General features: G+C 37.2%; 9 protein-coding genes. 1 reads left to right on the top strand and 8 read right to left on the bottom strand.

The window, feature by feature from the left end:
* Positions 1-124: 124 nt before the first annotated feature.
* The 3 genes from RIB54_RS11030 to RIB54_RS11020 form a co-directional block, all read right to left on the bottom strand.
* The gene (locus RIB54_RS11030; RefSeq protein WP_350100961.1) at positions 125-1,363 is read right to left on the bottom strand and encodes a hypothetical protein; all 1,239 of its coding nucleotides are present in this window, start codon (positions 1,361-1,363) and stop codon (positions 125-127) included.
* A gap of 273 nt (positions 1,364-1,636) precedes the next feature.
* Positions 1,637-2,125, bottom strand: a complete 489-nt coding sequence (locus RIB54_RS11025) for a hypothetical protein (protein WP_350100960.1) — start codon at positions 2,123-2,125, stop codon at positions 1,637-1,639.
* Between the two features lie 138 nt (positions 2,126-2,263).
* Positions 2,264-3,736, bottom strand: coding sequence for a DUF8370 family protein (locus tag RIB54_RS11020; protein WP_350100959.1), 1,473 nt, complete (start codon positions 3,734-3,736; stop codon positions 2,264-2,266).
* A 333-nt stretch (positions 3,737-4,069) separates the two neighbouring features.
* Here RIB54_RS11020 and RIB54_RS11015 point away from each other — a divergent pair, with 333 nt between their 5' ends.
* On the top strand, positions 4,070-5,323 hold the full coding sequence (locus RIB54_RS11015) for a hypothetical protein (RefSeq protein WP_350100958.1): 1,254 nt from the start codon (positions 4,070-4,072) through the stop codon (positions 5,321-5,323).
* A gap of 228 nt (positions 5,324-5,551) precedes the next feature.
* On the opposite strand, the gene RIB54_RS11010 is transcribed toward RIB54_RS11015, so the two are convergent.
* The 5 genes from RIB54_RS11010 to RIB54_RS10990 form a co-directional block, all read right to left on the bottom strand.
* Entirely contained in the window at positions 5,552-6,322 is a 771-nt protein-coding gene (locus RIB54_RS11010) for a LytR/AlgR family response regulator transcription factor (RefSeq protein ID WP_350100957.1), read from the bottom strand.
* 62 nt (positions 6,323-6,384) lie between these two features.
* A complete protein-coding gene (locus tag RIB54_RS11005; RefSeq protein WP_350100956.1) occupies positions 6,385-7,452 on the bottom strand; it encodes a histidine kinase in 1,068 nt (355 codons plus the stop codon).
* Positions 7,449-8,534, bottom strand: a complete 1,086-nt coding sequence (locus tag RIB54_RS11000) for a sensor histidine kinase (RefSeq protein ID WP_350100954.1) — start codon at positions 8,532-8,534, stop codon at positions 7,449-7,451. The genes RIB54_RS11005 and RIB54_RS11000 overlap by 4 nt, the downstream gene beginning before the upstream one ends.
* Positions 8,535-8,618: 84 nt before the next feature.
* Positions 8,619-10,109, bottom strand: a complete 1,491-nt coding sequence (locus tag RIB54_RS10995) for a hypothetical protein (RefSeq protein ID WP_350100953.1) — start codon at positions 10,107-10,109, stop codon at positions 8,619-8,621.
* 167 nt (positions 10,110-10,276) lie between these two features.
* Positions 10,277-11,104 carry a M48 family metalloprotease gene (locus RIB54_RS10990; protein ID WP_350100952.1) on the bottom strand — a complete coding sequence of 276 codons (828 nt, stop codon included), beginning with the start codon at positions 11,102-11,104 and terminating at the stop codon, positions 10,277-10,279.
* Positions 11,105-11,109 lie beyond the last annotated feature (5 nt).

Raw genomic sequence — 11,109 nt, 5'->3', positions numbered from 1 at the left:
AAAACAGCTTAATCCTTTCAAGTTCCTACTGCGTTCTAGTTGGTCGTCCCGCTATGTAATGCAAGCAGAAAATGCGGTGCAAGTTGCACTACCTGAAACTACAAAGTGCTTAGCATATGTTTTTCTACACCATGTTGGCACACGTTAGTTCTATTTCACACTGTTTTTGATTGCCGATATCAATAAATTCTATTTCAGGCAATAAATAATGATAGATTTCATATTTCTTTTCGGTTCTCAATTGTTCAATTACCTGAATTAATTTACTTTGAATGGTTTCGGTTATATACATTAGATTCCTTCTTCGAAATGACTTTTCTTTTTCATATTGTGAGTATGAATCCCAATCATCCCAATTAATTTCGGGAATAATAAATAATTGCGATTGTTCATTTAGAATTTCAAAGAGCACTTTTACTTCAGCTGAATTGGATTCGTATTTTTGAATTTGACAATATATTTGCTCTGGTTGGGCATATGACCAATTTCTATCTAAATCCGGTTTACGCCTACTATAATACGAAGTGTGTTGATTCATATTGTGAATTACTATTTTCTCAAGAATCAAAGATTTTAGTGGGACTACATTATCATTTTGAAATTGTTGTTTAAGGTTAAATACTAATTGATTCGTTCTATCTGCATATTTTTTCTGTAAAATGTTTTTGATGGAATCACTGATATTTACGTCATATTTAAGAGCCTTTTTAATTTCTGAATTGACATATTCATATCTCCCCTTATTTTGGTTGTAGTAGGAATCGTTTATAATACTCCTGTCCACATTGGTGACTTGGAATATTAAGAAAGAGGTAAGAGAAAATATCAATAAAGAATAAATTGCCCAATTATGAATTTTGAATATTAGTCTTATTGAAAGCCAATGTGCAATGAATATGTAAATAGGAATACAAAACAACAGTAAGCTAAAGTCACGGATGAAATTTAATTGATTGTCAAATCCCTGTTGCCCATATACTATAATAGGTATTACTGAACCCAATCTCCCGACTATCATTATAGCCACAAATACGATAAACCAAGAATTGGCAACTGCAAACCTCTGATAATACAGTTTTTTGATATAGCTGTTTCTGCCATTTAACCAATAGACAATTGTTAAGCCTAATCCTATGCTGGTTGAAAATGTAGCTGTGAATAAATCATAGATTCTGAAATCTCTTTCAGGAAGAATGTAGAGGTCATTCATGGAAGTAACCATTCTTAATGCCTCCCGTGAATAATTGAAAAATAAGCTGAATATAAATGATGAGGCAATTCCAACAACTATACCTGTCCAAAACCTGCGTCCACCTAATTTATTTATAGATATCTCTGGCTTTAAAAAACCTTTTTTTAACATTTATCGCAGAATTCATTTTAATGTGTGCCAACGCCCCTGTAAGGCGCGTGTTTTTACTTTAGTTCAGGGCATAAAACTAGCACGATTTGGGTTTAGAACCTAGTTCCGCAACAAGCAGCTTAAGACACTTCGTTTCTGTTGGTCGTCCACAAGTTAAGAGATGAAAGTGGATGTGAAAAGCCAACCCAAAACGTGCGGCTGAGCCGCACCAAAGCATTTTAGGACTTCGCAAGGTGAAGTCCACATGCGCTCTTATAGCATGTTGTAGCACGTTTAGTCTTGAAAGTAGTTGTCATCATTTGCTTTGAATTCAATAACCATTTTATCAAAGTCTTTGATGTGTCCTTTTACCCAGTCAACTCGATTTAGTCTTTCACTTTTAGATATTTCTGATATGAAATTCTTGTTTACCAATTTGATGAATTCCTGTTTTTCATCTTGTTGGAAGTTCATATTCCCCAGTGAGTCTGTTGGTTCAATCCTATAAAGAGTGTCGTTCTGTAATATTAAATAACGTCTATTTGGGTCTTTTTTAAAATCGAGTACTAAAACATTTTCATGCCATTTGTATTTGCCTCGTGCAATTGACCCCATTTGAGCATGGCTATCAATTTCAGTTGATGTTACACTACCGTCACTTCCTAATTTTAATTCTGCGAGATACCCAAATATATTTATTTGAGAATTGTAGTACTCGTAGGTTACATCATGTCCACAACCTACAAGAATACTACAAATGACTATTATAAGGAGTTTCTTCATCCAACTAACAATGTGCTACAACGTCCAGCTAAAATGAGTATGCACCAAAGTTGCTAGAAGTACTGAGGCTTCTATTTTGTCGGATCCTTTCAAATGGCTCAGTTTGCATATTCATTTTTAGCATTTGTTGGCGGTTTTTTATTTTACATTCGAAGCAGAAGGTTTGTTATTTCCAGCGTCAATCAAAACAACGCTTGGGTCATTTTCAAGCTTCAACTCTTTTAAAATCTTACTCACTTTTACTAATTCAGCACCATCAAAATACATTATTACCTTGATGCTTTTACTGGTGTTATTGGCAGCCTCGTATACACCAACTTGATTTTCTAAATTCATCCTTAATTTAGAGTTAGAGGCTAATTTGAATTCCACCAGAGTCTTATCCTTTGAACCACTTGAGACTGTGTAATCAACAGGTCCTCTTCCATTATTAACTTCTCGGTTTACATCAAATGGTGTTGCATGCCAAGTTAATCGATATATCACCTGTAAATCGGCCTCTCTTTTAATCGGATTTCCCTTGGAATAGAATAGTCTGTAGCCATCCTTATTCTCAATCACATCTTTCAAAAATTCTACACGCTCAAGAGCTTCTTCAAATGAGCCTTTAGGGTTAATTTCATAAAATTTTGTTTGTTCAATTAGTTCGCCAATCAGGGTTGAAACATTCTTGATGAATACTTCTTCGACTTCTTCGACTTTTTCTTGAGATACATTTTTTGCTCCAACCTTATTTTCTTCTTTGGACTTTATATAATACTTGAGAATATCAGGAAATTGCTTGATCGTTTCGTTAATCGCAAAAGAAAGCTCTTTTTGGGTTGGACGTTTCTTTTTTGGTTTCGGAGGGATTTTTGAACGGAAATAATTGTGAATTTCTGAACGGAGTTGATCGTTTGGAATTGCATTGCAGATGCTTTCAAAACTACCCTTCAAGTCATTACTATTTATCCAATTATCATCTTTTGTAAGCAGATCTTTTGGTGTTAGTAATACGAAATCACCATTTATGAATGGCAAAGTAAATTGTTTGGGCATCCATCTTTCAAGCTCATAGTTGAAATAAACTTTGTCAACCATAATTGTCTTTACTTGTTCTGATTCCAAGTGGTCACTTGCAAACTTTTCTGTGAACTCTGCTAAGTATCCTTTTATAAGATTGCAGGTAAAGTCACTTATGTTATCCTTTCCAACTCCAATTTGAAATAAGCCAGCTTTTTCTAGATGAGATGAAACCGTTACTCTTTCGTTATTTAAATCGTCATATACGATATGCATACTTGCGGACATAGCCTCACCAAACTGCTTCCCTAGTCCACTTCCACCATTCCCAACCAAGCTATAGCCAAGCCAATTTTGCCTTACTTCGGAAAATTTATACCAACTTTTAATATTAGCATCTGTAATGTTTCCTTCTTCAGATTTAGATTTCAAAAAAGTCAAGTATTCAATTATGCTCGAATGCAATTCTTGATACTCTGTTCTATTGCTTCCAAAAAGTAAAAATGGATCAATAAACAATGGCAGGTCATTGATTAGTGAGATGTTAAATGCGTTATAGTCTTCCAAGACTTGTTCATCTACGTCAAAGTAGTCAGAAAAGTATACCATTATCTCTATTTTCAATTACCGCCAACAACCGGATATGAACAATGGTGCATATCCGCACTGTATCTTTTAAGCTAATCTAAATGATTTTTTCTTTTCTGAGGAGGTTTTTACTATATGGCTCTACAGTTGACCTTTATACTCGTACAAGCTCAAATATTTCAGTCAACCCTTTTCCCGATTCGGTCTGTTTATAGTCCGACTCATCCTAATACACTATATATATAGCCCTACAGTTTTCATATTTGAATTGTCATTTAGTTGACGCGGTCAAAACAAAAACTTTCAAGGTCAAAAACCTGTCTGCCGAACAGGCAGGCTTAAAACAACTACAAAATGAAACAACAGATTACAACACTTGCAGTAGCCATTCTCTTTTTCCTATGCGCAGGCAATACTCAAGCCCAGGATGAAGGATTTCTATATGGAAAGGTCACCACTATAGATGGAAAATCATTTACGGGAGCATTGCGATGGGGAAAAGAGGAAGCCTACTGGACAGACATGTTCAACGCTTCCAAGGAAAGAAACAACAACCTCAATTATCTGTCTCGTGAAGAGATGGATGATCTTGAAGAGCACTATCGCAGAAGAAATGGCAACAGCTATCACTGGGGCGAATTCTTAAACATCAGATGGTCAAATGATGATTATGATAACAAACATCAGCATCAGTTTGTATGTCAGTTCGGAGAGATCAAGGTCATTCGCCCTACAGGCAGACAGAGAGCTGAAATCATGCTTCAAAACGGTCAAAAGTTTGATGTTGATGGTGAAGGTTATAATGATGTCGCCTCGGATGTCAAGGTTATTGATGCTGAGATTGGTGAAATCAAATTGGACTGGTCAAGAATTGAAACAGTAGAGTTTTCTGATGCCCCGGCAAAAATTGCTAATAAGTTTGGTGAGCCATTATATGGCACTTTAGAAACTTATGGCGGCACGTTTACTGGTTTTATTCAGTGGGATCATGATGAAAGGGTAAGTACTGATAAGCTGGATGGCGATTCTGAAGATGGTGATGTATCCATTGAGTTCGGCAACCTGAAGTCTATTGAAAGAGATGGTTTTAGAAGCAGAGTGGTTTTAAACTCTGGTAGAGCGATGGACTTAAGAGGTAGCAATGATGTAAATTCTGAAAACAGAGGGATTATTGTTACTAATGATAAAATAGGCAGAGTGGATATTCCATGGAGGGAATTCAAAAAGGTGTCTTTTTCAAAAGTTGCTGAAAAGCCTAAAGCCTACTCAAGCTTTAAGAGTCAAAAGGAATTAAATGCTTCTGTAAAAACTACCAGTGGCGAAACACTTTCAGGAAAGATCATATTCGATTTGGATGAGGAATATGACTATGAAGTATTGCAGGGTAAAGATGATGACATTGAATACATTATACCTTTCAAATACATCAGTAAAATAGTGCCAAGAAACTATGATAACAGTGATGTGACTTTAAAAAATGGAGAGAAGATCATGTTGGGCGAAGGGCAGGATGTTTCAGATATGAATACCGGAGTGTTGGTCTTCAAAGACAAAAACAGGCCTATCTACATCATGTGGAAAGACATCGAAGAGATATCATTTAATTAACTAAGCAGTAAAAAATGATAGGAGTAGCACCACGCCACGGGCGTGGTGTTTTTTCTTGTATACCCACGAACTGTCATCCCGGAAATTTTATTCCTATATTTTTGAAAGGAATAAAATTATCCGGGATCTATTAAAATGATGTGAGATACCGGATAAAATCAGCTTTTTAAAAAGTTAAAGCTGATTTTTCCGGCATGACGAAGTATGATTGGTTGATGGATCAATCAATCACAGCCCATTAAACCACTCTTTAAAAGCATTTACTTTTTCGCGAGCCACTATAATTTCTTTATCCAAATCAATCACGGGGGAGATTTTCAACCTGCTGTTAGAGTAAACTACAACATCTTTTATGGCATTTATATTGGTGATAAATGACCTGTTGGCACGATAGAAGAGGGCAGGATCTAAAATTTCATCTAATTCTTCCAACTTGTAGTCAATAATGAATTTGCGCTTTTCGTTAGTCACCAAGTAAACATCCCGTCCTTCGGCATAGAACAAAGCAATATCATCAGCAACAATTGACCGGATATGCTCACCAAGCTTCACCATAAACCTGGTTTTATAAGTCTTCTGCTGGAGCTGTGCCAATGCATGAGATAGATCAATGGTGGGCTTTGCACCACTGCCGAAATTCTTTTTTAGCCCTTCTAGTTTGTTGAGTGCCTGGCTGAGATCGTCAAAAGTGATAGGCTTTAGCAGATAGTCGATGCTGTTGACTTTGAAGGCATCAATGGCATACTCGTCAAAGGCGGTAATAAAAATTATAGGCTTTTGAATGTTCACTTGCTCAAAGATTTCGAAGCTCTTACCATCTATCAGCTGGATATCCATAAAGATAAGATCGAGCTCATCCTGGTGCTCTTTCAGCCACCGTACGCTATCGGCAACGGAAGTCAACTTTTCCAGCACCTTGATACTGGCATCATATTTAGATAAATAGCGCTCAAGTTTTTCAGCAGCAGGCACCTCGTCCTCAACTATAAGTACATTCATTTATTGATATTAGATTTTACAGGCAACAAGCAATATTCATAAATTTTTACCATCATTGAAAATCAAGAATTTATACTAGCTTCTTCCGAAGTTAAGGGTTCTTCCACAACTGCCAACATCGGTATTTTTACATAGTTCTGGTCATATGCCCTTACATGGACTACCGGTTTTTCGCTATAATAGCCATAAGAATTCTGAATCTTATCCAATATATCTTCTTCCATTGGGCTTAGCCTTTCATTAAGAGCGTATTCAATTACAATGTAACCATCTTCTTTTTCATGCTCTATTGATATCTGCAATGGGTTATATTTATTGATGATTGTCATTCTAATTGCCCGTTCTATTAAAATTGGGAATGAACCAGGCACAGCGGGAGACTCCAATATGCTTTCAGGCAAATTTGATTTTAAGATGATCTTGTTATCAAACTTATAATTAAGCAAATGAACAATATGATTGGCCGCTTTTAGTTCGGAAGCCAAAGTGGCAAATTCCGTTTTCTTGTTACTCAAAATGTAGCGGTATACCGATGAAAGGTGATCTATATATTCTTCACTTTCATCAGCATCTCTATGAACAAGAGAAATTAATATTTCAAGTCCATCATACAGGAGTGTAGGGTTTACTTCATGTTTGAAATTCCTGAGCTCATTTTCAACCATATCAGTAAGTATCCTTTCTTCATTGAGCTGCGATATGTTCTGTTTTTGAAGATATAAATGACTGAAGAATAGAAGGTTGTATAGTAAACTTGAGATTCCGAAAATGGCATTAAAGATAATCAGCTGTGTATCTGTTATCCCAAATTGAACGATGTACTCGAAGTATGCGGAGATGCTTATGGACACAGTAACTACGGTGACAAGCAGCCCAATAAGCAATTGAAGCAGTATCTTGTTGCCAAGATATTCAGTATCAAACTTATTGAGTAAAATGGCATTTAACCTAAGCACTTCTGTTACCAAATAGCTTAAGCCAATACAAACATATACCTCCTGGCTGCTGAATATAGATGAAAGCTGTCTGATGTCATTATTGATAAGCAAAATCATCAGGTAAACCAAAATGCCATAAACTGGAGGTATCAGTAATCTGAAAAAGGCGTTATTTATGATCATCTTTTTCATGCCGACTTAGCAGGTTTGTTTTGGATCACCGGAAGCATAACCGTGTATTTATGGGCATCATCAATGCGGATGTTCCTTGTAGTAAAGAATTGATATCGCTTGATGATATTTTCTAACCCAACGTGCATCGAGTGTACATGCAAAGGCTTTTCAGTCTTGGTGTTCGTAATGCTTATATCAGTATTGTCAATTGCGCTGATATATATGCTCAGCGGCTTATCTTTTGAAATAACATTATGTTTCACTGCGTTTTCAACTAGCATTTGCAAAGTCAGCGGTGGTATTTTACTGTCCATGATATTGGGAGGTAGGTTAATATCCAGCTTCAGATTGTTCTCAAACCTGACTTGTAGTAAGTAGTTGTAGGACTTAACAAATTCTATCTCCTGCTGTAGCGTGACAAACCGCTTCGCATTGTTGTTTAAAATATACTGATAAGTAGAGGCCAGCCGTCTTATGAAGTCTTCTGCCAGATGCGGGTCTTTAAAAATTAAAGATGAAATCGTATTCAAGCAGTTGAACAGATAGTGCGGACTCAGTTGGGATTTTAAGGCTTCAAACTGAAGCTCAAGTTGCTTTCTTTGGTTTTTGGCACTTTCAATATGTACTACATTGTATTGATGATAAGAATAAAGCGCAAAATTGATGACCGTGTAAATTAAAATACCGATGATAGTTAAGATCAGAAGCTTGGCTGTAACATCATAATGAACAGTTGTATATTCATTAAAGGCCAGCTGTGGGGAATCAATTTTTAAGAATATGACACCAATAGCACCCAGTATCAAAAAGGCAATTAGCGTATTGATAATAAAACCAAGAAAAAACCTTCCTGATAGATTTTGGCTCCACGACACGAGCTTATTTAAAATCCTATCTGAGTAATAGAGTGCCAGACCAATGATGTTGGTAGTCAGCGCACATAAAGCGAAGTATCCCAGATGACCTTCCAGGGAAGGGAAGAGTCCCTTTTCGCTATAGTATAGATAAATAAAATAGGTAATGCCGATGAATGAACTTATGCCGATTCCCAGCCAGAGCTTTCGCATTCTTCCGTAAACTAATGAGTGGTAAATGGCCATGATAAGCCCAATCTAGCAATTTCAGCGTTGATTAGAAAGCTTATCATGACCTGTTGTTATTGAAATCTTTTGAGAAGAAAGACTTTAATCGATCGCCTTGACCGCACGACCGTAATATGTGTCAGATCCTATTTTTCTGGCAGCTTCCCGATAAGCCTTTTTAACTTCATCATCACTGGCCCTTACGTGGTCGGCTAGAGAGGTAAGCGCTTCTGATAAGTAGTAGTCACTGTCTATTTCACCAGCAGCTTGCAATAAGGCTATAAGTGTATTCTTTTCTATTCTGTCTGCTCTAGAGGCATCTTTTATTATTTCTGCCGCATAAGTGGAGGAACTCATATCTGCTATGGCTTCAGAAAGTGCCGCCATTGTATTAGCTTCAATTTTTTGTTCACGCATCATCTTTGAAAGTACACTTGACAGGTAGTAATCGGAGTCCATGTTTCGGTTTAGCAGCTTGACCATATTTGTTAAAGTTTTTTCCTCCATTCGGCTATCAAGCATATCGCTGAACACTTGAGACATGTAGTAATCTGAACCTATTTCAGAGACATTTTCCATAAGTGAGTTAAAAGCTTCTGCGGATAATCCGTCCTTCTTCATGGCTTTGCTCAATACCTGGGACTGGTAATAGTCAGAGCCAATACTTCCGGTTGCTTTAATAATTTGATCAAGCGCATTTGGGCTTAAGTTTCTCATGCTCAGCAGTTCACTTAGTACTTCTGACTGATAGTAGTCTGAGCCAATTTCTGATGTGGCATACATGATTTTTGACATCACAGCGTCAGAAGGTGAAGTGCCTGTAAAGGCTTTTCTCAACACTTGAGATTTGTAATAGTCACTATCAATTTTAGCCACAGCATCAAAATAGGCTTCGCGGGTGTTTTCCTTGCTTAGAAACTTATCGCTTGTGTCCTCAAGCAGTTGAGACAGATAGTAACTTGAAGAAATATCCCTTGACAACTGAGAAATTGCCGAAATCAGATCATTATCAGTCAAGCCAGGTTTTTGGAATAACAGTTTGCCATAAATAGACTGCACATAGCTGCTTTCAAGTCTTGAGATTTCATTCATTACAGCATTTACACCACCTTCTTTAAAGTATCTGTTAATTCTGCTTTTGGCTGCAATACCTGTTGACCTTACCAAATCAGGCAGTATCTCTTCCAACCATTTTCTACCTTCTGGCTCCCAGGCTACTTTTGATCTACCTTCATAATACTCTTTTACCAGCTTGCCGGCAGAGGGCTCGATAACAATTGACCGTTTGCTACCGAATGTTGTTTTGCTTACTTCAAAATATCCTCCTGGTGCGATAGAAGTAATGTCAGTGTCCGTGGCATTGACTTCTATTTCGCCACGGTATTCAACATCGAAGCTTTTTAACCCACCAAAGGTGATTTTAGTGGTGCGATGCTTGCCACTGGATAATTTTGAGTTGTAGCTGTTTTCGTCATGGATGGTTAAGCTTTGACCTGATGCTGAGAAATTGACCATTAACATCAGTGCGAGTAACCATGTTGCTATTTTGAGCCTGCCTGTTCGGCAGACAGGTTTTTGACCTTGGATGTTCATAACTATATAATTTGAGTTCACTGTTGATTACGGTACAATTATGCATGATAGTTTCGTACACCTATAATAAGATGTACTGAACTGCAGGATTGATGTATTGAATTGTAGGAAATAAATAAGGCCATCCGCTAACTAGCGGACGGCCTCTAAATAATGTTTAACAAAATCTACTCAGGTAGATTAGCTTTGAAGGTCTCATAACCCGTATCTCCACTTAAGGAAGTGTCACATCCCAATTCAGTTGCTTTGGCTGTAATATCTGCTACCCTGGTTTCAGGACTTGGGTGAGTACTTAAAAATTCAGGAGTTCCACCAGCGGCACCTTCATCTTCTAGCTTTTGAAAGAAGTTTTTAACACCATCACATGCATATTTTGTCTTTGCATTGTATTCCACTGCTCTGTCATCCGCTTCAGCTTCGAATTCACGGCTAAAGCTCAATCCCGCAACAGTACCTGCTACCTGCCCTGCAATTTTGGTTAATTGTCCAGCATCCTGACCAAGAAGAATACTTAATAAAACCTGAATACCATATTGCTTTTGTAGATTGCTGCTGGTATGTCTTAGATCAGCATGAGCAATTTCATGACCTAAAACACCCGCCAAATCATCAGCTTCATCCAAATATTTGATTAATCCAGTGTATACATAAATATATCCTCCAGGAGTGGCAAAGGCATTTAATACTTCGTCATCATGAATTATATGTACATCCCAGACAAACTCATCTCTGTAGGTCACATCCCCATTGTTCAATATTTCATTTACCATCCCATCCAAGTAGGCATAGGCATCAACATACCCAGCCCTATCAAGTATGGGATAAGTCGCAGGGTCAGCGGCTATTTCATCACTCACCTGCTTGCCCAGATCCTTGTCATCCTGAATGCTAAAAAGAGGAATGAACTTATTGTTTTCATCACACGCACTAAAAGTCAGTAGTCCTCCTAAAACAATTAAAGCCAATAGAACTTTTATTTTACTATTTGTCATCATAATTC

Origin of the sequence: Fulvivirga sp. (assembly GCF_040218215.1) — a bacterium.
Lineage (GTDB): Bacteria > Bacteroidota > Bacteroidia > Cytophagales > Cyclobacteriaceae > Fulvivirga.
This window is presented reverse-complemented; position numbering and strand designations above follow the sequence as displayed.

What these genes read in the sequence shown, in the direction of transcription:
- RIB54_RS11030 (WP_350100961.1), bottom strand. Translation starts at nt 1,363, where the DNA reads ATGTTAAAAAAAGGTTTTTTAAAGCCAGAGATATCTATAAATAAATTA.
- RIB54_RS11025 (WP_350100960.1), bottom strand. Translation starts at nt 2,125, where the DNA reads ATGAAGAAACTCCTTATAATAGTCATTTGTAGTATTCTTGTAGGTTGT.
- RIB54_RS11020 (WP_350100959.1), bottom strand. Translation starts at nt 3,736, where the DNA reads ATGGTATACTTTTCTGACTACTTTGACGTAGATGAACAAGTCTTGGAA.
- RIB54_RS11015 (WP_350100958.1), top strand. Translation starts at nt 4,070, where the DNA reads ATGAAACAACAGATTACAACACTTGCAGTAGCCATTCTCTTTTTCCTA.
- RIB54_RS11010 (WP_350100957.1), bottom strand. Translation starts at nt 6,322, where the DNA reads ATGAATGTACTTATAGTTGAGGACGAGGTGCCTGCTGCTGAAAAACTT.
- RIB54_RS11005 (WP_350100956.1), bottom strand. Translation starts at nt 7,452, where the DNA reads ATGAAAAAGATGATCATAAATAACGCCTTTTTCAGATTACTGATACCT.
- RIB54_RS11000 (WP_350100954.1), bottom strand. Translation starts at nt 8,534, where the DNA reads ATGGCCATTTACCACTCATTAGTTTACGGAAGAATGCGAAAGCTCTGG.
- RIB54_RS10995 (WP_350100953.1), bottom strand. Translation starts at nt 10,109, where the DNA reads ATGAACATCCAAGGTCAAAAACCTGTCTGCCGAACAGGCAGGCTCAAA.
- RIB54_RS10990 (WP_350100952.1), bottom strand. Translation starts at nt 11,104, where the DNA reads ATGATGACAAATAGTAAAATAAAAGTTCTATTGGCTTTAATTGTTTTA.